This window comes from Streptococcus equi subsp. zooepidemicus, from assembly GCF_015689395.1.
Lineage (GTDB): Bacteria > Bacillota > Bacilli > Lactobacillales > Streptococcaceae > Streptococcus > Streptococcus equi.
In genome coordinates this window covers 123,126-149,034 of sequence record NZ_CP065054.1, presented here as the reverse complement: position 1 = coordinate 149,034, position 25,909 = coordinate 123,126, and the positions used below count along the sequence as shown (strand labels likewise).

The following is a 25,909-nucleotide window of genomic DNA, read 5'->3' as shown; positions in this document are numbered from 1 at the left end:
TACTAATTCAAAAACTAATTTACTCGCTCAGTGTAACACGAATGGCAGCCACTGTCAACACATACCCCTCACAATGACAGCTTTTCTACTCCACCTACTAAAATGTAAAAAAGCAAAGTCATGCTGACCTTGCTTTAACAATCTAAGGCGGTAGACGGATTTGAACCGACGATCAAGCTTTTGCAGAGCCGTGCCTTACCACTTGGCTATACCGCCATAACAAGAACTATTTTACCCTAGTTGACAGCATTCGTCAAGATAAAATAGCAGCTATTTTTCAACGAGCTCCTCCTTTTTTCGGTTAATACTATTTTTTAGAGTTTAAATCAGAAAGCTCAATTTTAATAATATTAAAATTATTTGAAAAACTTATTTTTAAGAATCTTTGGTATCATCAGAGTTTTCTATTATTTAGAATGGTTTTAAACATTGTGACTAAATTCACATACGAAATTATTAGAAAAGAACATCAAAAACCTTGATAAATCTAGGGGTTTACAAGTAGACAGATAGGATTTCTTAGCTTATAATACAGGTATCAAATGTAAAAAAGGAGGACATGACATGTCTTTAGTAGGAAAGGAAATTGCTGAATTTTCAGCCCAAGCTTTTCACAATGGAAAATTTATCACTGTAACTAATGAGGACCTTAAAGGGAAGTGGGCAGTTGTTTGCTTCTACCCAGCAGACTTTTCTTTTGTTTGCCCAACCGAGCTAGGTGACCTTCAAGAGCAATATGAAACACTAAAATCTTTAGGTGTTGAGGTTTATTCTGTATCTACTGATACACACTTTGTTCATAAGGCATGGCACGATGATTCAGATGTTGTTGGAACAATCACTTACCCAATGATTGGTGACCCATCACATGCTATCTCACAAGCCTTTGATGTTCTTGGTGAGGACGGACTTGCTCAACGTGGCACCTTCATTATTGACCCAGATGGTGTGATCCAAATGATGGAAATCAACGCTGATGGTATCGGTCGCGATGCAAGCAGCTTGATTGATAAGATTCGTGCCGCTCAATACGTTCGTAAGCACCCAGGTGAAGTATGCCCAGCCAAATGGAAAGAAGGGGCTGAAACACTAACACCTAGCCTTGACCTTGTCGGCAAAATTTAAGCAGGCAAAGGAGAAAAGCTATGGCATTAAGTCCTGATATTAAAGAGCAGCTTGCCCAATACCTTAATCTTTTGGAATCTGACTTAGTCCTACAAGCTTATCTTGGTAGTGACGATAGCTCACAAAAGGTCAAGGATTTCATTGAAGAAATTGCTGCCATGTCAGACCGCATCACTATTGAGGAGACTACCTTAACACGTCAACCAAGCTTTAAGATTACCCAAAAAGGTCAAGACAGCGGAGTGATCTTTGCTGGACTGCCTCTAGGTCACGAGTTTGCCTCCTTTATCCTCGCTCTACTACAGGTTTCAGGACGTGCACCAAAGATTGAGCAGGATATTATTGACCGCATCAGGGCTATTGACCGTCCTTTAAGCTTTGAAACCTATGTTAGCTTAACGTGTCATAATTGCCCAGATGTGGTCCAAGCCTTGAACATTATGGCTGTTCTTAACAAGAACATTTCACATACTATGGTCGAGGGCGGCATGTTCCAAGAGGAAGTCAAGGCAAAGGGAATCATGTCTGTGCCAACTGTCTTTTTGAATGGAGAAGAATTCACCTCTGGTCGCGCCACTATTGAGCAGCTACTTGAGCAAATCGCAGGACCTCTATCTAAGGAGGCCTTTGCTGATAAAGGAGTTTATGACGTCCTTGTCATTGGTGGAGGACCTGCAGGAAATAGTGCTGCCATCTATGCTGCTCGTAAAGGCTTAAATACAGGTCTTTTGGCTGAAACCTTTGGTGGTCAAGTCATGGAAACTGTAGGTATTGAAAACATGATAGGGACCCTCTATACAGAAGGACCAAAGCTTATGGCCCAGGTTGAGGAGCATACTAAATCCTATGATGTTGACATCATCAAAGCCCAGTTGGCTACTTCGATTGAGAAAAAAGACCTTGTTGAGGTTACTCTTGCTAATGGCGCTGTCTTGAAGGCTAAAACAGCTATTCTAGCGCTTGGTGCAAAATGGCGCAGTATCAATGTCCCTGGCGAAGATGACTTTAAAAATAAAGGGGTAACCTACTGCCCACACTGCGACGGCCCTCTCTTTGAAGGTAAAAACGTTGCTGTTATTGGTGGTGGTAACTCTGGACTTGAGGCTGCACTTGATTTAGCTGGCTTAGCTAAGCATGTCTATGTTCTTGAGTTCTTACCTGAGCTTAAGGCCGACAAGGTGCTACAGGATCGCGCTGCTAAAACAGACAATATGACTATTCTAAAAAATGTTGCTACAAAGGATATTGTTGGGGACGATCATGTCACAGGGCTTAACTATATCGAGCGTGACAGCAATCAAGAAAAGCATCTTGACCTTGAAGGAGTCTTTGTACAGATTGGCTTGGTGCCAAATACAGCTTGGCTCAAAGACAGCGGTATCAGCTTAACCGATCGTGGCGAGATTATTGTTGATAAATATGGTTCAACCAATATTCCAGGTATCTTTGCCGCAGGCGACTGTACAGATTCAGCCTACAAACAAATTATTATTTCTATGGGGTCAGGTGCTACTGCTGCTATTGGAGCATTTGATTACCTGATTCGTCAGTAAGTTAGCAAAAAACCAAGGTAACTGTTTACCCTGGTTTTTGCTTTTTAGAGGCCTAATAAACAGCAAGGCTGATAGATCAAGCATTTGGGGTACGCCAAATGCTTGAAGAAACTTATGTTCTCTGATATCTTTTCATGATTCATGTGTTCTTTTTCAGAAAGATTGATAGTAAAACTAAGTTGCGCTTGAAAAATGGATCGTGTCAAAACGTCAACATATCAAAAATGCATTGAAAACATGCATATGGTTAGAAAATAATGGCATGCATTTTCCTCATGCGTACGACGTGGGTTTTAGTGTATTTAGGCTTGCTATGACTAGCTTTTTTTGGTATACTGTTGTAGTTGTGCAGACAACAAATACTCATCTTAGATCGATTGTGATTCTGTTGCCGTCAGGTGGAGTTGCAAGCCGACGTCTAAGAGAGGAAAAAACATTTCTATAAAGGAGAAACTACTCATGGCAGTAATTTCAATGAAACAACTTCTTGAGGCTGGTGTTCACTTTGGTCACCAAACTCGTCGCTGGAACCCTAAGATGGCTAAATACATCTTCACAGAGCGTAACGGTATCCACGTTATCGACCTACAACAAACTGTTAAATTAGCTGATCAAGCTTACGAGTTTGTTCGTGACGCAGCAGCAAACGATGCTGTTATCTTGTTTGTTGGTACTAAAAAGCAAGCTGCTGAAGCAGTTGCTGACGAAGCAACCCGTGCAGGTCAATACTTCATTAACCATCGTTGGTTGGGTGGAACACTTACAAACTGGGGAACTATCCAAAAGCGTATCGCTCGTTTGAAAGAAATCAAACGCATGGAAGAAGAAGGAACCTTTGAAGTTCTTCCTAAGAAAGAGGTTGCACTTCTTAACAAGCAACGTGCTCGTCTTGAAAAATTCTTGGGTGGTATTGAGGATATGCCTCGTATCCCAGATGTAATGTACGTTGTTGACCCACACAAAGAACAAATCGCTGTTAAAGAAGCTAAGAAGCTTGGTATTCCAGTTGTGGCAATGGTTGATACAAATGCTGACCCAGATGACATTGATGTGATCATTCCAGCTAACGACGACGCTATCCGCGCTGTCAAATTAATCACTGCTAAATTGGCTGATGCTGTTATCGAAGGCCGTCAAGGTGAAGACGCAGAGGTTGCATTTGAAGCTGATACTCAAGCAGAGTCAATCGAAGAAATCGTTGAGGTTGTTGAAGGTTCAAACGAAGCTTAAGTCAGGCTTATTGAACTAGGATAGCTTCTTGCTATTCATAACATGGTCTAACGGGGCAAAGCATTCCGCTCTGTCTCGTTATTTTTTAAGTAAGAAAACCCAGCAGGTCAAAGGCTCTGCTAAAGCGAGCTTTAAGAGGACCGATTCTAATTTTGGAGGAAATAAAAATGGTAGAAATTACAGCTAAGCTTGTAAAAGAATTGCGTGAAAAATCTGGTGCCGGCGTTATGGACGCTAAAAAAGCACTTGTTGAAACAGATGGCGACATGGAAAAGGCTATTGAGCTTCTTCGTGAAAAGGGTATGGCAAAAGCAGCTAAAAAAGCTGACCGCGTTGCTGCTGAAGGCTTGACAGGTGTTTATGTTAATGGTAACGTTGCTGCTGTTGTTGAGGTCAATGCTGAAACTGACTTCGTTGCCAAAAACGCTCAATTCGTTGAATTGGTAAACGCAACTGCAAAGGCTATCGCAGAAGGTAAGCCTGCTAATAACGACGAAGCACTTGCTCTTATCATGCCTTCTGGTGAAACACTTGCTGACGCTTATGTCAATGCAACAGCTACAATCGGTGAGAAAATTTCATTCCGCCGCTTTGCCCTAGTTGAAAAAACTGATGACCAACACTTTGGTGCTTACCAACACAATGGTGGTCGTATTGGTGTTATCTCTGTTGTTGAAGGTGGAGACGAAGCACTTGCCAAGCAAGTATCAATGCACGTCGCAGCTATGAAACCAACTGTTTTATCATACACTGAGCTTGACCCACAATTTATCAAGGACGAGTTGGCACAATTGAACCACGCTATTGAGCTGGACAATGAATCACGTGCAATGGTTAACAAGCCAGCACTTCCATTCTTGAAATATGGTTCAAAGGCTCAATTATCAGCTGACGTGATTGCGCAAGCTGAAGAAGACATCAAGGCTGAGCTTGCTGCTGAAGGTAAGCCTGAAAAGATCTGGGACAAAATTATCCCAGGTAAGATGGATCGCTTCATGCTTGATAACACTAAGGTTGACCAAGCCTATACTCTTCTTGCTCAAGTTTATATCATGGACGACAGCAAAACGGTTGAAGCATACCTTGACTCAGTCAATGCTAAGGCTATTGCTTTTGCTCGCTTTGAAGTCGGTGAAGGTATTGAGAAAAAGGCTAACGACTTTGAATCAGAGGTTGCAGCTACAATGGCAGCTGCGCTTAATAACTAGTCTAATCATAAAATATAAGATTGAGGACAGCTTTTAAGAGCTATCTTCAATCTTTTTTTTACACCTAAAAGAAGAGCTGTTCAAGCTTATCCAACACAAAAAGACTAAGAGAAGCATGCCTTCCTCCACAAGCTAGACTACACGTTCTAACGATAGGAAGACCGTACAAATCCTCTTAGTCTTTTTTTATTGAGCGATGATTACCAAATAATCACACGATCCTCTGGGGCACGCCACATTGGATCTCCTTCTTTAATATCAAATTCTTGGTGGAATTCATCAAAGTTTGTCAGTGTGACATTAGTACGCCATTGACCAGGTGCGTGAACATCAATGCTTGCCATCATTTGCATGAATTCCTCACGCGCCTTCATACGCCAGATGGTAGCAAAGTTGATAAAGAAATCTCTGGCAGAAAAATCTGGCTCTGATTGAGCTGCCTCTAAGGCACAAGCCACACCACCTAGGTCAGCAACATTTTCAGACACTGTTAATTTACCATTGACCTTAGCACCGTAAGAATCAAGACCATCAAATTGCTCTACAATTTTATCGGTACGCTCCTTGAAGGCGGCATAATCCTCGTCTGTCCACCAATTCTTTAGGCTACCATGCTCATCAAAGGAAGCACCGTTGGTATCAAAGGCATGCGAAATTTCATGAGCAATAACAGCACCGATACCACCATAATTAGCTGATGAGCTTTGGCTCAACGAATAAAACGGCGCCTGCAGAATAGCTGCTGGGAACACAATTTGGTTTTGCTGTGGGTCGTAATAAGCATTAACCATATTGGCAGGCATGTGCCATTCACTACGATCCACAGGCTTATTCCACTTGCTCCATGAATGAGCAATTGAAATTTTGGCTAAATTCTGAGCATTCTCAACAAGCGAAAGCTTATCATCGATGACCTTTTTAGCATAGGTTTCTGGTAATTTTTCTGGATAACCGATATGTGGGGTGATAACATTTAGCTTTGTAATGGCTTTCTCACGTGTTGCTGGTGCAAGCCAATCAGCAGTTTCAAGACGAGATTTATAAACCTCAATCATCTTAGCTACCTTGTGTTCAACATCAGCCTTAGCCTCTGGTGAAAATTTTTCACCAGCATACCAAAGCCCAAGAGCTTGATTAAATGGTCCTTGTGCTAAGTAATAGGCTGCTTTTTTCTTATCCATAGCCTGTGGAGTTCCTGACAAGGCACGACTGTAAACTCCTGATAGCACACGAATCTCATCAGTCAAATAAGTATGATAAGCACCTGCTGCTGTAAGCACTAGCCAGGCTTTTAGCAGCTCCCAGTTCTTCTCAGAATAATAGTCAGCTGCAAATTCTGTCCAGAACCGCTCCTCTGGCACAACGACCTTGTCTGGTACTTCACCTAAAATCACAGTAAATATATCATCTAAAGGCAATTCTGGCACTAGCTTGGTAAACTCGGCCCAGTCATAAGGGTGGTAAAGCTTGGCATACTCTGAATATTCCTCACGAGAAAGGACATAATCTGCCAGCTGTTTATCAAGCGTGATAACCTTATCCAGCAAGTCCTTAACCTCTTCATGTGAAAAGCCAAATTTAGGCAATAGCTCCTCTTGCATGCCACGCCAGATAGCAAGCAGCTCTTTGCCTTTGTCATTGTCTTTGGCATAGTAAGTGGTGTCTGGCAGGATAAGACCTGGTGCCTCTGCCCAAAGGACATTTAACTGAGCATTCATAAAGTCTGGTGCTACACTAAATGGAAACTGATTTGGTTTTCCATTTAGCTCATAATCAGCCACCTTGCTAGCAAATTCGGCAAAAGATCCTAAGGCCTTGTATTCTTCAATTAAGTCCAAGGCTGGCGCTACGCCCACCTGATCACGCTTGTCATAATCTGCAACCAAGCGGTGAAACTTGACGAAGTTTTCTAATATAGCATCGTTAGGAACATTCTCACCAGCCAACCAAGCATCTGTTGTGGTCAGCATTAAGTCCTCAATCTCATCTGCTAGGTCTGAAAAGCCCCCTGTACGAGGCTTATCGTCTGGGATAACAGCTGTTTCTGCCCATTGACCATTGACGGCTTGATAAAAATCTTCTTGATATGTTGTCATGAATAGCTCCTTTTTTTAGTTAAACCATTATGTCAGGATTGATTTCATTCCTGATAATGTAATCTCTTACATTTTACCAAAAAATCGACCAAAATACTCGTTTTATATTAACTTTCTCTTCAAAAAATAAGCTTATTCTTCGTATCGCATGGCATAGATAGTAAACGCTTAGCTGCTTTGGTTCTTTTATCAGGTAAGATTGATCATAAAAACTGAACAATCACTAAGAAATCAAACGATTCTTCTCCAGCTTCATGAAAACAGCCCTCACAATTGCTAAAAGCTTAGCAGCAATAACAAAAAGCCCTATCAGCCCTGACCAAAAAAGTTGAAGATAAAACCTCACGCTTGAGATATTTTTCTATGGCATTAAAATTAGAAGGTGAAATCAAGAGTTACCAATCATTGTTTCACATCTGCGGAGTGAAATAGACTAAAAATCATATAATTAAAAGGACTGAGCTCTATTTCATACAGAGCTCAATCCTAAGCTGTAAGGTCCAGTTTTTTGGGAGCAATACATTTGATAAAAGTGAATAGCTATTTTTAGCTAATCTACCTCTAAAATCCTCAAGACCTGCTGCTCGATGGCAGCTGATGTTAGCTGGTATTCCTCTAATAGGTATTCCAATTGCCCGACCTGACCAAAGCGCTCATCTATCCCCATACGATAGACTGGCGTATTGATTTCCTGGGCCAATAGCTCACAGATAGCACTGCCAAGTCCACCTATACGATTATGATTTTCAACGGTCAAGATCAAATGCCCAGCCAGCAAGTCTTTGAGCTCATCAGCTAGTGGCTTTAGTCTAAAAACATCAATCACACCGATAGAGTAGCCCTGCTCTGCCATTTTATCAGCCACCTCCAAGCAGCTTTTGACCATGATCCCTGAGCAAGCCAGCACAAGGTCCTTTCCTTGACGCAATAGGCAATAACCCTTAGAAAAATCCTCAGTCCCTTGGTAAATAGCTTCTGGCTTTTTGCGAATGGTTCGAATGTATTTTAAGCCATCAAGTGATAAGGTCTCTTTTAAGACAGCTTTAAATTGAATGTCATCACTGACCTCATAGACAATAGCCTTTGGAATCAAGCGCAATAGTCCTAGATCCTCAAAGGGCATATGAGTACCACCATTCATTTCCGCACTAACGCCAGCGTCTGAGCCAATAACCGTTGCGCTTAGCTGTGCATAGCCTAGTGAAATAAACAGCTGATCAAACACACGACGTGAAGCAAAGGGACCAAAGGTGTGCAGGTAAGGCTTATAGCCTTTAATGGCTAAGCCTGCTGCCAGACCAACCATTTCTGCCTCCATGATTCCTACATTGACATAGCGCTTTCCAAAGACCTGATCCAAATGGTTGGTTGCCATTGAGCTTGATAAATCCGCCTCCAGAACTACTAGCTCAGGGTGGTCTTGGTTGGCTGCAATGAGGAAATCTCGGTAAACATGACGCATTTCTTGACTTGCTCGAGTCATCTTGTCACCTCCAAACTAGCTCGTAGCTTCCTGACAGCGGCAGCAAGCATCTCCTTTTCGGCTGCTGTTGGTCTTAGATGGTGGTTAGCTGCCATTGACTCTAGCTCACTGACCCCTTGACCTTTAACAGTATCTAGGACGATACACTTGGGCTTATGACTCGATGACGCCTGCAAAGCCCTGATGGCTTCAAAAATAGCCTGAACATCTCTACCATCTACACGCAAACTTTCAAAGCCAAATGCCGTAAACTTTTCAACAAAATCACCTGGACGACAGATTGCCTTGGTTGTTCCATCTAATTGCTTCTTATTGTCATCAACAAAGACAAAGAAATGACTTAACTGCTGATGGGCCGCAAGCTGAATAGCCTCCCAGCATTGGCCCTCGTTTAATTCCCCATCACCAACGATAGTATAGGTATAATATGGTGACTGCTCAAGCGCTTGAGCATAGGCAATGCCCGTTGCTACGCTAATTCCCTGACCAAGAGAGCCTGTCGTCATATCAATACCAGGCGTTAGCAGACGATCTGGGTGCGAGGGCAGGCTTGTTCCATTGGTATTAAGAGACTGTAAAAAGGCCTTATCAAAGAATCCCTTGAGATAGAGAGTGCTATAGAGGGCAGGACCCGCATGTCCCTTTGATAAGACCAAGTAATCTCTATCTGACTGGGCAAAGAGCTCAGGTGTCATAGGCATGATTTCTCCATAAAGCACAGCCAGCAATTCTACAATAGACAAGCTACCACCATAATGACCAAAGCCAAGGTGATTAAGAGTCTCCAAGGTATTTAGGCGAATCTCTGCTGCAAATCGCTTCATATCTGTTAGCTGCTCATCACTCAAAGCCATACTTATTCCTCCTTAGCTGCTGATTTTCCAACAACAGAAAGCCCAACAAGTCCAGCTAATATCACAAAAATGCCAATCACAATAGCTGTCACACCGCCCATCTGACGAAGTGTCCCTAATAGAATACCTGATAAGCCAAAATCGGCATCTGAGAATGTTGAGCCCTCAAAGCCTAGACCACCTAAAACAGGCATCAAGAAAATAGGAAGATAACTAATAAGAACACCCTGTAAGAAGGCTCCCACAGTTGCACCGCGCACACCTCCAGAGGCATTACCAATAACACCAGCTGTTGCACCACAGAAGAAATGAGGCACAACACCAGGCAAAATCACCGTGGTTCCACTTGCTATCATCACAGCCATACTCACCAAGCCACCAATAAAGCTAGATACAAAGCCAATTAGCACTGCATTTGGGGCATAAGGGTAAACAATAGGACAATCCAAGGCTGGCTTAGAATGTGGCACTAATTTTTCAGAAATGCCCTTGAAGGCTGGCACAATTTCACCTAGGATCAGCCGAACACCAGCTAATATCACAAAGACACCTGCAGCAAATTGTCCTGCCAATTGTAAAGCAAAAACCAAGCCATGTGTGCCAGAGGATAATTCCTTGCTAATCCAAGCAGGACCTGCAAAAATAGCTACAATCAAATAAATGATTGCCATTGACAGGGTAATGCTTACCGTACTATCGCGCAAAAAGGCAAGGCTCTTTGGAAAATTGATGTCCTCTGTTGACTTGGTCTTGTCTCCAACAAGACCTCCCACAAAACCGCTTAACCAATAACCAAGAGAGCTAAAATGCCCCAAAGCGACCTTGTCATGTCCCGTCAGCTGAATCATGTATCTTTGCACAAGAGCTGGTGAAATACTCATGATAATCCCTAAGGCCAGCCCACCAAACACAATCAAGGACACTGATGTAAAGCCTGCAACAGACATAATCACAGCAATCATACAGGCCATGTAAAGCGTATGATGCCCCGTCAAGAAGATATACTTAAAGCGGGTAAAGCGAGCAATCAAAATATTAAAGATCATTCCTGTAAACATAATGAGAGCTGTCGCTGACCCATAGGTCGTCAAAGCAACTGCAACAATAGCCTCATTATTTGGCACAACCCCAGACAGATGAAAGGCATGCTCAAACATCGTTCCAAAAGGATTGAGTGAGCCTTGCACAATACCTGCACCACCTGAAACCACTAAAAACCCAACAAAGGTCTTAATGCCTCCCTTAACAATGTCAGGAGCAGGCTTTTTTTGAAGCAAGAGACCAACAATAGCAATCAAGGCAACCAAAATAGCTGGTGTGCTAACAATATCAAGTAAAAATGTCATCTTATCCTCCTTCTAGACAAGCCCCTTTTCCTGGCAAATAGCCTTTACCAGACTAGTCAATTCGTCCATATCAATGATACTATTTAAAATTCTCACATCTCCCAGATGCCCTGCCGAGTCTGCCAAATCACGCCCTACAATCCACACATCTGCCGCTGTGGGGTCCGCGCCGCCAAGATCATAATGCTCCACCTCAACACCGGTTACTCCCAAGTCCTTTAATACGGATTCGATATTCATCTGAACCATAAAGCTAGACCCTAAGCCTGAACCACAGGCTGTACCAATTCTCAATGCCATTTTATGCCTCCTCTGCAATAATAGTTTTAATATCCTCAAATGATTTAGACGCAAGTAAAGCCTTTACCTGCTCATTGTCTCTTAAAATGGTCGTCAGCCGAGACAGGGCCTTTAGATGTGTTTCATTATCAATAGCAGCAATACAAATTAACAAACGAATCTCCTGCTTAGGATCATCTAACAAATAAATCGGGTGCTCTAAAACAAGCATCGACATACCTACCTGATTCACACCATCCTCTGGCCTCGCATGTGGGATAGCAATCCCCTTACCTAGATTAATAAAAGGACCAAACTCCTCAACCTTAGCAATCATAGCCTCCTGGTAGCTCGCTTGAATCTGCCCACTCTCTAACAAGGGCTGAGCCGCCAAATAAATAGCCTCTCTCCACCCCAATTGCTCTGAGGTTGATTGATAGGTTTTCTTGGTAATTAAGTCTTGTAACACTGGTCGAATATCCTTTCTTTTCACATCTTGTCTTAAATATTGCTGCAAAGCAAAGCGCAGCTTTTCTTTTTGATGAATGACCGCATATGAGCTGATAAGATGGAGCAGCTCTTCAACCTCTAGCCGATAGCCAATATCTGGAAAATCACGATTAACCAAGCTAACCAGCTGAAAAGCCTGCTCATCAGTCATTATCATAGGTACCAAATAAAAGGGCTTATCAGTCTCTAATCGTATCGTTGAAAAAACCAAATCATAGCCGCTCTCATCTAATTGCCCAAGCTGATCAAGCCTTGAAAGTCCCCGAAAAGCAATATCAGGAAATAAAAGCTTTAAATGCTCCTTGATCATTAAAGAAGAACTAACACCATTAGGACAGACAATCACAGCCCGATAGGCTTGACGATGAAAATCTTTTCCCTGCTGCTTTAAATAGCCTCCAAAATGAAGAACAAAATAAGCAATCTCACTATCTGGTATGGGACTATCCAGCTCCTTGGCTAAAGGCTCCAGAGACTGCTTTACCAAGTCAAAGAGCTCAGAATAACTATCCTTAACCCGCAAGGTATAATCATTATCACTTGGCAAACCATAGCGCAAACGGTAATAGGCTGGGATCAAATGCCTCTTCAAATCCTCCTTGAGCTGATCTGATTGGCTGAAGCTTAGTAAAGCAACCCCCTGCATTTGATCAACAATCGCAGCGGTTAGTGATTCAAAGAAATCATCACTGACAGTCCCCTCACCCTCAAAGCAGCCCGCTAACAGCAATTGAAAATAGGCCTCATCAGCTTCAAATAGCTGATACCTAAGAGACAATTGCTGCATTATTTCTGACACCAAAAGGGCTGTTAGCTGATCCAGCTGCTCAGAAACTACTACCGGTCTTTGCTTGACTCTATCCACCCGTCTTTGGTAACGACATAAAATAAAGATGAAAGCGTACAAACAGGCCTGCAGACGATCAAGGATTGGAGACATCTGAAAGGTCTGATAAAAATGGCTCACACGTTTTTCAAGCGCTTCAAACGACACCTGATAGTGCCAAGAAGCCAAAATATAATCCAAGGCCCACAAGCCAATAGGAGATTTAAGCAGAGTAGCAATCATAGCCAAAGCTAATCGGTGCTTATCAAGCTCATCACCAACTAGAGTATAGCCACTTGCTCTGGTATACCTTAATTCCAAGTCAACATCTGCCAGCTTCTGCCGCAAGGCCTTAATATCTGTCAATGCTGTGTTCTTGCTGACCTTTAAAAAGTCCTGATAATGACTATTTGAAACAAAATCCCTACGGCAAAAGGTATACAGATAGATAAGATTGATCCGCTCTGCCTGAGAAAGATAGACCTGCTCAGCATTAATCAACGTAAACAAATGATCTGACTCAGCCTTAAGCTGCTGACTGATCCGATAACCAGATCTTGTTGTCTGCAGCTCTGAGAGCTCATGCTGAGCCAAAAAATCATTCAGCTCATCAATACGGTCCTTAATCTCTCTAATGGTGAATTTTGTCTTAACACTCAGCTCGTAAAGTGATAAGTCTTGATAAGTCATCAAAGTCATCAAAATGACAACTGCTTTGCTATCAACCATTTGATTTCCTTTCTAAAGTCATTCTATCGAAAACGATTACAATAAACTAGCCCCCATTGGGCACAATTTCTTATCCAGCACCATCAACAGCCCTTGGGCTCAAGATTGCAGACCAGCCAATCTAAACAGGCTACTAGCTCCTCTAACTATCAATAAAGGGCAAACAAATCCACCCCTACCGCTAAGCAGTTACCTCATGATTTTCCAGGTCCAAGCCAAAGCTTAAACTCTTTGGAGTAATAACCGTCAAAAATGTTCCAAATAATCAAAAAAACTGATTGACCTCATCAGCATGTGATAACTCTAGGTATAAAACGAAAATAATACCATAGGTCAAATAGTAACATAATATTCTTTTTACTTAAATTAAAATTAATTTAGGTAAAAAGAAAAACTCTATTTACTCTAATGTAACCGCTTCTAAATTGACAAATCATGATAGGATGTGCTACATTTAGTTTGTTAGATTGCAGCAGTTTGACAAATATAGAATGGGAGGCTTTTTAAATAAATATGTTTAAACGAAGTAAAAAATTAACAAGTGAAGAATTAGCCGATATTATAGGAGGCTATAATGCTACTGACTGTAGAAATCATTTAATTGGTGGTATTAGTGGTGGTGCTATAACTGGAGGAGTTGGTTCAGGTCTGGTTACATTAGGTGTAGGAGGGCCTGCTGGAGCATTTGTTGGAGCTCATATTGGGGCGATTGCAGGTGGAATAACTTGTATAGGTGGCATGATAGGAAATAATATAAAATTCTAATATAAAGGTAAAAGTATATGAATAATTTTTTAGAATTACAAGATCAAGCGTTAACTAATGTATACGGCGGAGGTGGGAACATTGGCTCTGCTATAGGTGGTTGTATAGGTGGTGTATTACTTGCAGCAGCTGGAGGTCCAATAACAGGTGGTGCAGCAGCATTTGTTTGTATTGCTTCAGGAATTGCGACTGGCTTGTAGTTAATCATATGGCGATAACTATTATATCTGGATTAATTTGTCTTATATTATCACAAGTCTTTTTGAAAGATCAAAAGGTAAAGGCAAATGCTGGTAAGGTCATTGCTATCACAATATTAGTTTATATATTCATAAAATTGATTTTTAAATAAATAACCAAAACATATCTGTAGAATCTTTGAGGTAATATTGCTTTAATGCTATTACCTCTTTATTTTTAGTAAGCATTTTGCTTTTAAACTTATTATCTAAGATCATATCGTTAATATCAAAGAATATTTAATAGATAAACAGCGGATTAAAACTGATATGAGATTAGTTCTTATAGCTAATACTCTTATCAAGTACAATAAAAAAATGATTCAATACTAAAATAGGAACTTACACGAAAAATAATTGCCTATTTTTCTCGACTGAGATGACTTTTTGTCTCAGACTCTTTTTATGAAACCTCGATCCACAGTGATTAACATAGCAAAACGAACAAAAGTATAAACCTATTGACTAGAAATATACTTTTGTTCGTGTTTTTTTAGATTGATCGTTAGTCTTTTGCCCCAAACTCAACCCTTTTAAAAGTGATCAGCTGAGCTAAGATTATATTATCAGATTATGATATAGTCTGTTTCAAGCGTTCAACGTCACGCGCAATACACAGCTCTTCATCAGTTGAGATGACAAGCACCTTCACCTTTGAAGCTGCTGTTGAAATATCACCACGATAACCAAACACATTTTTCTCTGGATCAATTTCCATACCAAACCATGACAAGCCATTAACGACATCTTGGCGCATCAAGGGCGCATTCTCACCCATACCTGCGGTAAAGACCAAGGCATCTGCACCATTTAATACCGCAAAGTATTGTCCGATAAATTTCTTGATACGATCAATAAAGATATTGTAAGCTAAGACGGCATCTGGATTGTTAGCCTGCAAGCCAGCCTCAATATCACGCATATCACTGGAAATACCAGACACACCACCTAATCCAGATTGCTTGTTAAGCATATTGACCACATCTGCTGCGTCCTTTAGCTCAGGATCCTGAGCAATCAAATAAGGAATAATAGCAGGATCAATATCACCAGAGCGTGTCCCCATCATCGGACCAGCAAGCGGTGTAAAGCCCATAGAAGTATCCACTGACTGACCATGATAATTGGCTGTGATAGACACACCATTACCAACATGGGCTGTAATGAGCTTTAATTCGTCTAGAGGGCGACCCAGCATTTTTGCTGCTTCCTCAGCAACATATTTATGGCTAGTCCCATGCGCCCCGTACTTGCGAACCTTATAATCTGTATAATATTTTTGAGGAATTGGATAAAGGTAGGTATGCTTTTGCATTGTGGTATGAAACGACGTATCAAACACACAAACACTCGTAATGTCCGGCAAAATCTTACGAAAGGCACGAATACCTGCTGCTGCCCCCGGATTGTGCAAGGGTGCCAAGGCTGCTAACTCCTCAACCTGCTCAACAACCTTATCATCAACAACCACAGATTCCTTAAAGTATTCACCACCTGCAACAATACGGTGCCCAACACCTGTGATCTCGTCATACGTACCAATAATGCCAAAATGAATCAAATCATTCAACAAGCGCTTAACAGCCTCTGTATGATCTGGAATATCAAGAATATGCTCTTCTTTTTTGCCATCGAATTTAACAGTAGAGATTGAGTCTGTCAGACCGATACGTTCGATAATTCCCTGTGCTAATACCTTTTCCTCTGGCATTTGATATAGCTGCCATTTTAAGCTGGAGCTTCCTGCATTAATTGCAATTGTCTTTGACATGTTTTACCTCTCTTGAAATCGTTTTCTGCAATGCTTTTCTATTATATCAAAAAATTCCGTTAAATAACATTATCCCGTTTCCAATTTTTGAAGTTTTCCATAAAATCACGAACATTATCAACAGATTTCAAATCCCTAATGGGGTAAACAAAGGTTTCTGCAAAGCGATTCGATTGCTTACAAAGAACAATAATCGATTTTGCATTAGCTGGATTTCCAAACACAGCCTCAGGCAAAGTAATCAAGGCCGCAACCTGAGCATAGCCCTTCAGCCATTGTTTTAAGAGGTGACTTTGTGGGCTGCTCAAAAGATTTACCGGTGCTAAGAAAATAGCAAAGCCATCTTTTTTCAGGTACTTTAAGGCCTGCTCCATCAGTAAATGATGGGCATAGGTATGCTCATCTGAGCTAGCCACCTGATACCTGCTGGCAATATCATCGTTAGGATAAAAGCCAACTGGCAAATCACTAATGATCATATCACTTTCTTTTAACAACTGAGGTCTGACAGCATCCTCTTGAATAAACTGGGCTGACGACCCCATGATTTCAGCAATACTAGCTGATAGATCAATTAATAAATCATCAAGCTCAATGCCTAAATAATGAATCGCTTGGTGTGAATGGTTTAAAATGGTGTGAGCCAGATTGCCTGTCCCACTGCCAATCTCAAGCACATCAAGTGACTCTTGTGAGCTCAAGGTCTCCAAAATATAAAGCATGATAAAGCCGATCGCGTCTGGGGTAAATTGGTGGTTGGCCTGTAATGGCTCTGTTTTCCCAGCCTTGATCAAAACAAACTGATAAGCCTGGCGCCACTCCTCCTTGGTTAACTGCAAGGCCTTCAACGTCTCAATATTTTTAGCAACCTGAGGACTTGCTCCTTGGGCTCCCAGATAAAAAGAATTCTGCTCAACAATAGCATCATAGATATGCGTTTTTAGATCATTTTCAATCAGCTGGCTATTTTCTAATATAAGCTCATAGGCTTGTTCAATCTTTTCAAAATTCATACGTCTATCATATCAAAATAAGGCTGAAATGAAAAGAATACCACTAGCCAGGCTCCCTTAGTTATGGGAGTGATTGCCTAAGCTCAGGCTCCTTTTTAGAAGTCTGAGAGACCTGCTGAACTTTAGGATAGCTGAATTGATATAACTGCTGATGTGGTAATTTGATCTCAATTATAAAATGCTGCTTATGCGACTTATAGCTAGCCTGACCACAATTAAAGGCAATCTGACCATCACTAGGAGGCTGCTCCTGATAGACCATTTCTGCCATTAGCTGAGCCTTTGCGTAGTCCATCTGAGCCTGATATTCCTGATGTAGCTGGCTAATATGACTAAGATAAGCCTGTAACAGTAATAAAAAGACTGATGCCATCAGCAAAGCATACAAAAGCACTCCTGCCTTAACCCTTCTCTTGAAATGCATAAATAAAGGTCCTTTCTAAGCCGCTTTGCCACTTCAGCTTGATGATAACCTGCTGACCTACTGCTGTTATTTGGCTACTTGACAAGCCAAACAGCATGGGCTGATAGCCTCGACCATTGCCAGCTGCTTTTCTAAAATCATGGCTTTTGACCTGTCCAAAGGACAGAGTTTTCTTGTCTTTCTCAACATATAGCCTATTATTGGAGACACCCTGTAAGGTAGTACCTGAAAGCTCTGCTCGCAATTGCTGGGAAAACAAAAGCCAGTTGTCCTGATCATTTGCTGCTAGATACCTCTCACTCACCATAAGGCTCTTGGTTAAGGCCTGATAAACTAATAAAGAGCCTGAGATGACAAGCAAGGCAATAAGGCACTCTATCAAGGTGAAAGCCTTTAACCTACTGTCTTTCAATCCTAATAATCGTTTGGTCTTTTTCAACAATAGCGATACCCTTCTGATGTGATAATAGCTTAATATGACAACCATTAAGGCTTAATACCCTTTGTTTTGTCTGCATAGCCATCACAGCTGTATTCAATAGCTCTTGCTTTTGACGACAGGCTGCTAGCTCTTGCTGGCTATAATGCAGGGCTGACAGGATCAGTGTTACAATAACAAGAATAAGTCCTGTTGCTATCAAGCCTTCAAGAGCGATGTAGGCTTTGACTTGTTTTTTGATAATTACCACTCCCTAAATAAAATTGATAAGTAATCTGCCGATCTCTATTTTCAAAGACAACCCTTGCCAGCGAATGATTGCCGCCCAGTTTATCAATGGTTAAGGTCTGGGTAGATTTTAGCTTGACCTGCTTTGGCAGAGGCAAAATAGCTTCTTCGGCCTTAATATAATGTGGCTTTAAGACCAGCACATGCTCTTTTTGACGTAATATCGATAGCTTCTGTAGGTGCCTATAGGCCTGTTCAAAGCGCATGAAAAAGAGATGCTCCTCAACCCTAGCATAGCTATCTGATACCGGTAATGACAAGCACAGCAGCATAAAGCTAATCAAAAAAAGCGTCAGTAAGCCCTCTAAGAGGGTAAAAGCTTTAATTGAGCTTCTTAGTTTCATCTTTATGCTTTGCATAATAATCCTGATAAGCCTTTTGTTGCTTGTCACTGATGCTTCCATCCTCTTGCAGTTGCTTCAGGCTTGGCTTTTCCCCATGTGATAATTCATAAAGCTCTGCCTGATTTTCAACTAGCTTTACCACCGCAGCATTGCCTGTATCTGTCACCTTATCCTTTTGTTTACTTAAATTTGGAACAAATAACAGCATCAAAACACTAATGATTAACAAAACCAGAAGCATTTCCAGTAAAGTGAAGGCCTGAACAGCTTGATCTTTTAAGGTTGATAATCTCATTTTCATTTAAAAAACATCTCCCATATGTTGATAAATTGGTAATAAAATAGCAGCATAAATCATCACAATAACCACAGCAACCACTAAAAAAATAATCGGCTGGATCCATTGTGTTGCCCGATTGAGCTGACTAAAAAAGGTCTCCCAGCTTTCTTGGGCATAGATATCTAGCTCCCGACCAAGCTTTGATTTGATGTCGCCATATTCAATCATTAGGCTCAGCTCCTTTTTAAAAAAGGGATAAGCTGCAACCCTTTGATGAAAGGATTGGCCAGCTAGCAGGCCCTGCTTGATATCCTTGGCAAGCTCTCGCATGAGCTGTGACTTTTCGTTTGACATCATTTCTAAAATGGTGATCAATTCTAAGCCTTGTCCGATGAGGTTGCCCCATTCTCTAGCATAGTAGGCTGTCAAATATTGCCGCAATAAGGACCCAATGATAGGATAATAGCTCAGCTGACTAAATAGCCTTAACCTGCTACAGGACCTGGCATATAGGTAAAAAGAGCCAATCAGCGACAGCAAAAGCAGACAAAAGCCTAAGAAATAATGAGGCAAATGAAGCAACAAGTCAGTCAAGGCATTTTGACTCTCTAGCTGAGGGATTAGGTAATGCCGCAAGCCTAGCATGATAACCACTAAAAAACCCAAAAGTATGATCGGATAAGTGACTGCCTCGATGGTCTTTCGCTTGATTTGGCGAAATTGACTCAGATAGTCCTGAATTTTTTCCAAGGTTAGCTTGATATTGCCATGCTTATCTGCCAGATTAATTTGTGTCATAACAGCATCAGAGTAACCTAAGGCTGCTAGCATGTCAGCAAGGCCGTTGCCCTTTAATAGGCTTGCTTCCATACTTGTAACATAGACTGGCAGTAGCAGCTGGCTTTTTCTCAAAAAAGCAATGACCTCTGTCAAATTAAAGCCGTTAGACAATAGGTTATAGAGCAATTGGATAAGCTTTTCTTGCTGCTTACTGGATAATTTTTTCAAGCCTTGCCTGCCTGCTATTGAGATGTCCCTCTGCAAGAAGCTGATCAATCTGCTGATTCCACCGGTTGGCTTGATGATGTTCAAATTCCTTTTGCGCACAATCAATTAAAGCACCTCCACTAATAAATCGCTGGTAAGCAACCATTGCTAGACTATTATCCAATTCTGCCCTAGAAATGCCTAATTCTAGCAGCCTAGCGTAAACGCCTGAAATACTCTTTGCATGGACGGTTGAAAAGACCATTGCTCCTGTTAGGCTAGCCCTAATAACCGCTCTAGCAGTCTGTGTATCTCTAATTTCTCCGATAATCAACACATCTGGACGATGACGCAAGGAAAGCTTAATCAGATTATCGTATGTCATGCCAATGCTATCGTTAACCTGTAATTGCAGGAGCTGGTCATTTTTTATTTCCACAGGATCCTCAATACTGATCACCTGAAGCTCCTTGCAATAGTCAGAGACTAGCTGATACATCAGGGTTGTCTTACCTGATCCGACTGGTCCAGAAAAGAGGTAAAGGCCTCTAGCTCCAATAGCTGATGTGACTCGCTCTAAACCATTAAACCAATACCTGAGCTGGCGTTGATGATGATACAAGAGACGAATAACTAAGCTCTCCTGTCCCTGATAATCACCCACAGCTGATAATCGTAGAGACACCTTAGTGTCATCAAGGTCGTAGTCACAAGCACCGAGCTGACAGCGTCTTTTTTCTCCCACATTCATTCCTGCAACGAACTTAAAGTGACTAATAAGATTAGCCATCCGATCACTTTCACAAACATCTATTAGCCTCCTGTCATCACCTACCCTCATCAAAAGCTCATAGCCTGTCCCCCTTGGTAGTATATAAATATCCTGAGCCTGCAATTCTTCAGCCTGCCTGATAAGCCGCTTGGCTAATTCTTGAATCATTCTTACCTCCTCACTAAGACTATTCGAAAAATAAAAAAATAGCCTCAAGAAAAAGGCCATTTTTTGATAAATTCTTAGCATTAAACAAGAGAGTCAGCACGCTACGAACAGCGCAGAATCCTTTTGCGATGCTATGATGACAAGGTCAAGCCTTAATCACTTAGCTAGTCCAGGCTTTATTTAGAGCTTGGTGAGGCTACTAAGCTGATCAACAGAGATGACCTCATCTGCCATTTCCCAAATTGTTGGGCTGTGGGTTGCGATAATAATTGTCCGATTTTCATGCCGAAGTGACAGCAAAATAGCCATAATTGTCTTAGAAGCCTCTGGATCAATAGAAGCCGTAGGCTCATCAGCTAAAATAAAGGGAGGATCTTTTAGCATCACCTTAGCTAGGGCAACACGCTGGTATTCACCACCGGACAATTCAAAAACAGGCTTTTCTAAGCTCAGATAATCCAAGCCAACTTCCCTTAGGGCTTCTAATTCCCTTTGCCGGCCTTCCTCCTTGCTTAATTTTTGACCAATTAGCCCTAGCTTCAAATTATCAGCAATCGTCTGACTCTCCAACAGCCCAAAATGCTGAAATAGGTAGCCCAATTCGTGACGGAAAAAATCGCTGGATCTGTATGTTTTCAAGTTTTTTCCACGAAAGAAAATCTCACCCTGATAATCCTCAAGAGCTGCCAGCATATTCATCAAGGTTGTCTTACCACTACCGCTTGACCCAATCAGGGCATAAACCTTTCCAGACTCAAAGGTCATCGACAAATCAGAAAATAAGACACGATCACCAAAGCATTTACTAACCTTTTCTAATCGAATCATACTAAGCTCCTTTCAAAATCAGCAGTGACATCTTATTTTCTATTCTCATTTGCCGATATAGTAGCAATATGGCATTCCCTAGAAATAGGAAGAAAACCAGCAGGCACATAAGAGGATTCTGTGTTAACAGGGCACTAATCACCAATCCAACAAAGAAAACAAGCAGCTGCGACAGCAAATAACGACGATGCAGCTCAAAAAATCTAAGACCAGAGACGCGCTTAATGAAAATATCCCGTCTAAATTCTTCAAAGTAGAGAAGGTTCATTGTGTTAAACATCAACATAGAGGTCGCTATCCCTAACATAGCTCCTGCAATCATCAACCAAATCTCCCTACGAAGATTGTTCAACAATGTCTCATAAATGTGATAACCAGTTTTTAGCTCTCCTACCCAGTTCTCAATACCGTTTTGCTTGATGAGCGTTTGAGTATCTGCCAACTGATCGAAAAGGAAATAATTTTGTAAAGCAACCTCCCAAAAGGCATAGGCTTGTTCGCCAGTTGACTTAGGCGTCAAAACAACAATAATGGGATCCCTTAAAAACTGCTGATAGGATATCGGTGTTGTGTTATAAAGAAAACGTTCCTGACCTGTCTTTGTATAGGAAACAGTAGCAGTCATCGGCTGATGACCCTCACCGGAAGCAAGCCCAGTGACAGCTGTTTCAAAGACCGATTGGTACTATGCAGCCTGCGCTTTCAAATGCTCTGGTAAAAGAAGGACAAATTCTCCAAGGGACAGCTGATTGATTTTTTCACTAATATCAGGTGCCACCTCAACTTTTTGGTGCTTCACATATTGAGGCGTTACAAGCAGCACATTCCCTTGTGGACTGTAATCATTCCAACTAGAAGAGGCTGTTAGCATAGAGAGGCCTGATTGCAGGTCGCGCTCGACTAGGTAATGACGAGACAGGATCGCTCCATGCTCTGAAACAGCCTGATCCATAACATGAAACCAAGTCTTTTGTTTGGCAATAGCTTCCTTCGTATTTCCAATATCTAAGCCATCACGTCCTATTAAAAGAGTAACCAGCCTATCCTCTTGTAGCCAAGCAGCCTGCCCCTGCTTCTGCTGTCTTTCAGCCTGGACATAAAGAAGGGTCCGGCTAGCGCCAAAGGAAACAACCAGCACTGCCAACAATTGGGCAATTAAAATCAAGCTAATGATACCTCTGACAGGTATCTGACCTTTAATCACCTGCATCAAATGCACTCTTTTAATCCCAATTACAAATAAACCAGCAAAGAAAAGGGCAATAAATACCAGCAGAAGATTATAGCAAACAAGACCTATTCCAATCAGGTAAAGAACAAGCGGCGAAAAAGACATAAACTGCCCCATAACAGCCGCTAGGCTAAATCCAAATATTAGGCCTAAACAGCAATAACACACATCAGACCTGATTGGATAAAGAAAGATTTGCCAACGACGTTCACCTGAAATCAAGCGGATACCTGCTGTTCTCAGGGTGCGAATATGACCAATCAAGGTCAGGGCTCCAAAGGTTAGACAGAATATCACAAGACCTAAAGCCTGAGAACCGCTACTAAAAATCAGAACCACAGTCCCTAAAAATGAAGGCTTCAGCACTGTCATTTTGGTCATACCAAGCCCAGCTAATGTATCTCTTAGCCGCTCTACAGTCAAGCCACCTTTAAGAATAAAGTAATTATTCTCCACACTAAGCCTTGATGGCTCCTCAATAACCTTTTCAGTTAATCCATTCGGTAGCTTTCCCTTGCCAAATAAGGTATAGGTTACAATAGGTGCCCCCTCTGGCCCTGGCTCCTGATGCTGCATTGCAATTAGGCTATCCGTTTCCTTTGCTAGACGGGTTAAGCCTGCTTCAACCTGATTATAGCTTGCCTTAGGCGAAGCATCTAAAACAACAACAGACGGATAATAATGAGAAACAAAGGTATCTGACCAGATCGTAAATACCCAAACCAAAAAGAGGCTAACTAGTATATTAGACAATATGATAAACAGTCTCTTCATAACCCACTCCTTACCTTAAAAGGGACGGAGTCTCTCCGCCCCTAATAAACACACACTGACCTGCCTATTTCCCTGCATCAAAGGTCACGTGCTCTCCAAAATTAGTATTGATAAAAGCATAGGAGTAGTAACCAGCACCAGACCATGCACGCCTCTGATTATCACGTCCTGAGCTCTCCACAAAGGACCGGTGAGAAGAGGTCAGAAGGTCACCTATTGAAAACGCCTTCAATCATAAAGGACATGGCGATTACCACAATACCACTCAAATCATTAACTATTTAACAAAAATATACCATATTCTGTTAACGTTTACAATGTTATATTTAATCCATTTTTATAAAAAAATAACATTATATCATACCTCAAATGATTTTATCATAATGAGGCTCGCTATGTTGTTTTCTCTATCCCAATCAGGCACTGCTAGATTAGACATCTTTCCAGACAACAAAAATAGCCTAAGGTCAGCTCTCTAATTAGCTGATCTTAGGCTATTTGAGTGATAATAGATTTGACTGATAGCTGTAAGCCTCTCAGATGCTTAATTTACAGCTAAGGGAGGCTTGTGGGCAGTCATTTCTTTGCTCAAAATATGACTGATAATGATGCTTTGGCACAATGTCTCTATCCTTTAGCAATAAAAGAGAGTGATACTGCTGCAGCTCCTCATCGCAATCCTCACACCATCTTCGCTCATCTTCCCTCCAAAAGGTAGCCAATAAGCTTTTTTGACTGTGGTAGCTGGGATAGCTCTTTTTCATGCGCTGCCATTCTTCCTCAAAATAAGCCAGTGCAGCAGGCCAGCTGTCAAACGATTTCTCCTGAACAATATCGTCTTGCCAACCATCTATAAACCACCAAGGCTCCCAGTCTCCATACATTTCAATCACTTGATACATGTTCTCATTTCCTCTATTGCCTATTATAGCCGAAGAAAGATATTTTTAAAAAACATCTGCTCACTGCCTTTTAAGATAGGCCTTGGCATGAGCTTGAGAACGTACCAGCAGCATAAGGGCCTCTGAGCAAAGATGAGTAGCTAGCAGGGTCATGAGAAAGACCAGTTTCCCTTTTGTGGCCGGGGCAAGCTGGTAGGGCCTTAGCAGAAATAGCGAACATTCGATAAACATTGGGTGCAAGAAAAAATAATAATAGCTTAGCTTTTTTAATTTAGCTAAAGAATACTTAGACAAAAGGCTGGTACGAACACTAGCGTTGAACAAAAAGGTAATGAACAGCGCAGAAAGCAAGAAGAAATTTTTATCCAGACCCTGATGATGGTAAATAAGCAGGCTTTCCAAGGCCAATAAGATCAGGCAAACAGCCGCCTTTCTCATATACCGCTGAGAAAAAAGCGACGATGAAAAGTGATCATAGAGCAAGCAGCCCGCACAAAGATAAGCAGGGGTGTAAAAAATACCATTGCGACTTGTTTGAAAAATGTGCATGTAGCCTGTCAGCAAAGGCTCAAAAGGCGTCGAGCTTAAAAAATGAGAATAGGTTTCCATACTCCCTAGTAAATACAAGCCTGCCACTATGATAAGTGTTACTCTTTGACCAAAGGTCTTCAGAGAAAGCTGAACAAGCACCCACCCCAGCCATAAAGCAGGAATATACCACAGATGATAGCACATCCCAAAATAACTAAGGGCTAAACACAAGCCAAGGGGAAGATAATGCTTGGGCAGACGAAGCGACTCAAAAAAGGCATAAGCATAAGGGAGATAAATCATAGACCAAAGTAAATAGGTTTTTAGCATTTGCTTGAAGTACTGCTTTTCCCGATTCGCCTCTCTAAGGCGGCCTCTTAGAAAAAAGGCGGTACAAATGAGAAAATAAGGCACCGCCATTCTTCCTAAAAAGCTTTTCAAAAAGAAATGCAGCGGCTCATACTGAAACAGCCTACCGCTATGAATAACAATAACCATTATGGCAAAGCAGTATTGTAACAGGCTTACCACAGAGGTATTGAGGCTGTCAGTGACTTTCTGGCTCTCTTTCGTCATCAATTCAATCACTTTCTTTTAAGAGATTAATACACGCATAACTTTTAGTGTTTGTCACATTTGTCTCTCATTTTGATTAATATTGTTTTTATTATAGCGTAATATAACCAATTAATCTAATGATTTTAGCATAACAAAAGGAGCTAAGACTAGCTCCTGAACATTAAAAAAGAGAAGACGAACTTCATCTCCTCTCGTGCTTAGATATAAGCCACCCACTACAGTTAACATGGAGCCAGAAAACGAAGGAATTAACTCCTTCGTTTTCTTTCAATTTTTCTTGGAATATTTTTATAGACTTTTCTTACGGATATAGTAAGAATAACTACCAGCAATAA

General features: G+C 41.4%; 24 protein-coding genes, 1 tRNA gene and 1 pseudogene. 6 read left to right on the top strand and 20 right to left on the bottom strand.

The window, feature by feature from the left end:
- Positions 1-145: 145 nt before the first annotated feature.
- A tRNA-Cys gene (locus I2432_RS00855) sits at positions 146-216 on the bottom strand.
- 348 nt (positions 217-564) lie between these two features.
- On the opposite strand from I2432_RS00855, the gene ahpC reads away from it, so the two are divergent.
- The 4 genes from ahpC to tsf all read left to right on the top strand — a co-directional run bounded on the left by ahpC (position 565) and on the right by tsf (position 5,116).
- On the top strand, positions 565-1,125 hold the full coding sequence (ahpC, locus tag I2432_RS00850) for an alkyl hydroperoxide reductase subunit C (RefSeq protein WP_012514798.1): 561 nt from the start codon (positions 565-567) through the stop codon (positions 1,123-1,125).
- 20 nt (positions 1,126-1,145) lie between these two features.
- Positions 1,146-2,678 (top strand): alkyl hydroperoxide reductase subunit F, encoded by a 1,533-nt coding sequence (gene ahpF, locus I2432_RS00845; RefSeq protein WP_206158907.1) that lies wholly within the window; start codon positions 1,146-1,148, stop codon positions 2,676-2,678.
- Positions 2,679-3,137: 459 nt separating this feature from the next.
- The gene (gene rpsB / locus I2432_RS00840) at positions 3,138-3,908 is read left to right on the top strand and encodes a 30S ribosomal protein S2 (protein ID WP_012677249.1); all 771 of its coding nucleotides are present in this window, start codon (positions 3,138-3,140) and stop codon (positions 3,906-3,908) included.
- Between the two features lie 167 nt (positions 3,909-4,075).
- Positions 4,076-5,116 (top strand): translation elongation factor Ts, encoded by a 1,041-nt coding sequence (gene tsf / locus I2432_RS00835; RefSeq protein WP_206158906.1) that lies wholly within the window; start codon positions 4,076-4,078, stop codon positions 5,114-5,116.
- 200 nt (positions 5,117-5,316) lie between these two features.
- On the opposite strand, the gene I2432_RS00830 is transcribed toward tsf, so the two are convergent.
- The 6 genes from I2432_RS00830 to I2432_RS00805 all read right to left on the bottom strand — a co-directional run bounded on the left by I2432_RS00830 (position 5,317) and on the right by I2432_RS00805 (position 13,239).
- Positions 5,317-7,212 carry a M13 family metallopeptidase gene (locus I2432_RS00830; protein ID WP_206158905.1) on the bottom strand — a complete coding sequence of 632 codons (1,896 nt, stop codon included), beginning with the start codon at positions 7,210-7,212 and terminating at the stop codon, positions 5,317-5,319.
- A 550-nt stretch (positions 7,213-7,762) separates the two neighbouring features.
- Entirely contained in the window at positions 7,763-8,695 is a 933-nt protein-coding gene (locus tag I2432_RS00825) for a transketolase family protein (protein ID WP_206158904.1), read from the bottom strand.
- Positions 8,692-9,549 (bottom strand): transketolase, encoded by an 858-nt coding sequence (locus I2432_RS00820; RefSeq protein WP_115250226.1) that lies wholly within the window; start codon positions 9,547-9,549, stop codon positions 8,692-8,694. Before I2432_RS00820 ends, I2432_RS00825 begins: the two co-directional genes overlap by 4 nt.
- 2 nt (positions 9,550-9,551) lie before the next feature.
- Positions 9,552-10,895, bottom strand: a complete 1,344-nt coding sequence (gene ulaA / locus I2432_RS00815; RefSeq protein ID WP_206158903.1) for a PTS ascorbate transporter subunit IIC — start codon at positions 10,893-10,895, stop codon at positions 9,552-9,554.
- 12 nt (positions 10,896-10,907) lie between these two features.
- Entirely contained in the window at positions 10,908-11,195 is a 288-nt protein-coding gene (locus tag I2432_RS00810; protein WP_012514792.1) for a PTS sugar transporter subunit IIB, read from the bottom strand.
- Between the two features lies 1 nt (position 11,196).
- The gene (locus tag I2432_RS00805) at positions 11,197-13,239 is read right to left on the bottom strand and encodes a BglG family transcription antiterminator (RefSeq protein WP_115250224.1); all 2,043 of its coding nucleotides are present in this window, start codon (positions 13,237-13,239) and stop codon (positions 11,197-11,199) included.
- 513 nt (positions 13,240-13,752) lie between these two features.
- Here I2432_RS00805 and I2432_RS00800 point away from each other — a divergent pair.
- Positions 13,753-14,004 carry a bacteriocin class II family protein gene (locus I2432_RS00800; protein WP_206158902.1) on the top strand — a complete coding sequence of 84 codons (252 nt, stop codon included), beginning with the start codon at positions 13,753-13,755 and terminating at the stop codon, positions 14,002-14,004.
- A 17-nt stretch (positions 14,005-14,021) separates the two neighbouring features.
- Positions 14,022-14,204 (top strand): class IIb bacteriocin, lactobin A/cerein 7B family, encoded by a 183-nt coding sequence (locus tag I2432_RS00795; protein WP_206158901.1) that lies wholly within the window; start codon positions 14,022-14,024, stop codon positions 14,202-14,204.
- A 610-nt stretch (positions 14,205-14,814) separates the two neighbouring features.
- Here the strand turns inward: I2432_RS00795 and I2432_RS00790 are convergent.
- The 13 genes and pseudogenes from I2432_RS00790 to I2432_RS00730 form a co-directional block, all read right to left on the bottom strand.
- Complete coding sequence (locus I2432_RS00790) at positions 14,815-16,014, bottom strand: acetate kinase (protein ID WP_165627047.1); 1,200 nt, start codon at positions 16,012-16,014, stop codon at positions 14,815-14,817.
- 59 nt (positions 16,015-16,073) lie between these two features.
- Positions 16,074-17,027 (bottom strand): class I SAM-dependent methyltransferase, encoded by a 954-nt coding sequence (locus I2432_RS00785; RefSeq protein WP_037580627.1) that lies wholly within the window; start codon positions 17,025-17,027, stop codon positions 16,074-16,076.
- A 61-nt stretch (positions 17,028-17,088) separates the two neighbouring features.
- The gene (gene comGG, locus I2432_RS00780) at positions 17,089-17,451 is read right to left on the bottom strand and encodes a competence type IV pilus minor pilin ComGG (protein ID WP_206152302.1); all 363 of its coding nucleotides are present in this window, start codon (positions 17,449-17,451) and stop codon (positions 17,089-17,091) included.
- Positions 17,429-17,863: a competence type IV pilus minor pilin ComGF gene (gene comGF / locus I2432_RS00775; protein ID WP_012677237.1), complete on the bottom strand. Its 435-nt coding sequence runs from the start codon at positions 17,861-17,863 to the stop codon at positions 17,429-17,431. Before comGF ends, comGG begins: the two co-directional genes overlap by 23 nt.
- Entirely contained in the window at positions 17,850-18,092 is a 243-nt protein-coding gene (gene comGE, locus I2432_RS00770) for a competence type IV pilus minor pilin ComGE (protein WP_249093270.1), read from the bottom strand. The genes comGF and comGE overlap by 14 nt, the downstream gene beginning before the upstream one ends.
- A gap of 4 nt (positions 18,093-18,096) precedes the next feature.
- Entirely contained in the window at positions 18,097-18,522 is a 426-nt protein-coding gene (comGD, locus tag I2432_RS00765; RefSeq protein WP_012514783.1) for a competence type IV pilus minor pilin ComGD, read from the bottom strand.
- Positions 18,500-18,823: a competence type IV pilus major pilin ComGC gene (gene comGC, locus I2432_RS00760; protein ID WP_206158899.1), complete on the bottom strand. Its 324-nt coding sequence runs from the start codon at positions 18,821-18,823 to the stop codon at positions 18,500-18,502. The genes comGD and comGC overlap by 23 nt, the downstream gene beginning before the upstream one ends.
- Complete coding sequence (gene comGB / locus I2432_RS00755; protein WP_249093266.1) at positions 18,824-19,858, bottom strand: competence type IV pilus assembly protein ComGB; 1,035 nt, start codon at positions 19,856-19,858, stop codon at positions 18,824-18,826.
- Positions 19,791-20,729 carry a competence type IV pilus ATPase ComGA gene (gene comGA, locus I2432_RS00750; protein WP_206158897.1) on the bottom strand — a complete coding sequence of 313 codons (939 nt, stop codon included), beginning with the start codon at positions 20,727-20,729 and terminating at the stop codon, positions 19,791-19,793. Before comGA ends, comGB begins: the two co-directional genes overlap by 68 nt.
- Positions 20,730-20,909: 180 nt before the next feature.
- Positions 20,910-21,557, bottom strand: a complete 648-nt coding sequence (locus I2432_RS00745) for an ATP-binding cassette domain-containing protein (RefSeq protein ID WP_206158896.1) — start codon at positions 21,555-21,557, stop codon at positions 20,910-20,912.
- Between the two features lies 1 nt (position 21,558).
- Positions 21,559-23,562 (bottom strand): annotated as a pseudogene (locus tag I2432_RS00740) (DUF1430 domain-containing protein).
- Between the two features lie 536 nt (positions 23,563-24,098).
- Positions 24,099-24,464, bottom strand: a complete 366-nt coding sequence (locus I2432_RS00735; protein WP_012514777.1) for a DUF1033 family protein — start codon at positions 24,462-24,464, stop codon at positions 24,099-24,101.
- 60 nt (positions 24,465-24,524) lie between these two features.
- Complete coding sequence (locus tag I2432_RS00730; RefSeq protein WP_206158895.1) at positions 24,525-25,571, bottom strand: acyltransferase family protein; 1,047 nt, start codon at positions 25,569-25,571, stop codon at positions 24,525-24,527.
- Positions 25,572-25,909 lie beyond the last annotated feature (338 nt).

Coding starts and splice junctions, on each gene's coding strand:
- comGC (WP_206158899.1), bottom strand. CDS start 18,823: ATGAAAATGAGATTATCAACCTTAAAAGATCAAGCTGTTCAGGCCTTC.
- I2432_RS00830 (WP_206158905.1), bottom strand. CDS start 7,212: ATGACAACATATCAAGAAGATTTTTATCAAGCCGTCAATGGTCAATGG.
- comGA (WP_206158897.1), bottom strand. CDS start 20,729: ATGATTCAAGAATTAGCCAAGCGGCTTATCAGGCAGGCTGAAGAATTG.
- I2432_RS00825 (WP_206158904.1), bottom strand. CDS start 8,695: ATGACTCGAGCAAGTCAAGAAATGCGTCATGTTTACCGAGATTTCCTC.
- I2432_RS00805 (WP_115250224.1), bottom strand. CDS start 13,239: ATGGTTGATAGCAAAGCAGTTGTCATTTTGATGACTTTGATGACTTAT.
- I2432_RS00820 (WP_115250226.1), bottom strand. CDS start 9,549: ATGGCTTTGAGTGATGAGCAGCTAACAGATATGAAGCGATTTGCAGCA.
- comGG (WP_206152302.1), bottom strand. CDS start 17,451: ATGCATTTCAAGAGAAGGGTTAAGGCAGGAGTGCTTTTGTATGCTTTG.
- comGD (WP_012514783.1), bottom strand. CDS start 18,522: ATGAAACTAAGAAGCTCAATTAAAGCTTTTACCCTCTTAGAGGGCTTA.
- I2432_RS00800 (WP_206158902.1), top strand. CDS start 13,753: ATGTTTAAACGAAGTAAAAAATTAACAAGTGAAGAATTAGCCGATATT.
- I2432_RS00730 (WP_206158895.1), bottom strand. CDS start 25,571: ATGACGAAAGAGAGCCAGAAAGTCACTGACAGCCTCAATACCTCTGTG.
- rpsB (WP_012677249.1), top strand. CDS start 3,138: ATGGCAGTAATTTCAATGAAACAACTTCTTGAGGCTGGTGTTCACTTT.
- I2432_RS00810 (WP_012514792.1), bottom strand. CDS start 11,195: ATGGCATTGAGAATTGGTACAGCCTGTGGTTCAGGCTTAGGGTCTAGC.
- I2432_RS00790 (WP_165627047.1), bottom strand. CDS start 16,014: ATGTCAAAGACAATTGCAATTAATGCAGGAAGCTCCAGCTTAAAATGG.
- I2432_RS00785 (WP_037580627.1), bottom strand. CDS start 17,027: ATGAATTTTGAAAAGATTGAACAAGCCTATGAGCTTATATTAGAAAAT.
- ulaA (WP_206158903.1), bottom strand. CDS start 10,895: ATGACATTTTTACTTGATATTGTTAGCACACCAGCTATTTTGGTTGCC.
- I2432_RS00745 (WP_206158896.1), bottom strand. CDS start 21,557: ATGATTCGATTAGAAAAGGTTAGTAAATGCTTTGGTGATCGTGTCTTA.
- I2432_RS00795 (WP_206158901.1), top strand. CDS start 14,022: ATGAATAATTTTTTAGAATTACAAGATCAAGCGTTAACTAATGTATAC.
- I2432_RS00735 (WP_012514777.1), bottom strand. CDS start 24,464: ATGTATCAAGTGATTGAAATGTATGGAGACTGGGAGCCTTGGTGGTTT.
- tsf (WP_206158906.1), top strand. CDS start 4,076: ATGGTAGAAATTACAGCTAAGCTTGTAAAAGAATTGCGTGAAAAATCT.
- ahpF (WP_206158907.1), top strand. CDS start 1,146: ATGGCATTAAGTCCTGATATTAAAGAGCAGCTTGCCCAATACCTTAAT.
- ahpC (WP_012514798.1), top strand. CDS start 565: ATGTCTTTAGTAGGAAAGGAAATTGCTGAATTTTCAGCCCAAGCTTTT.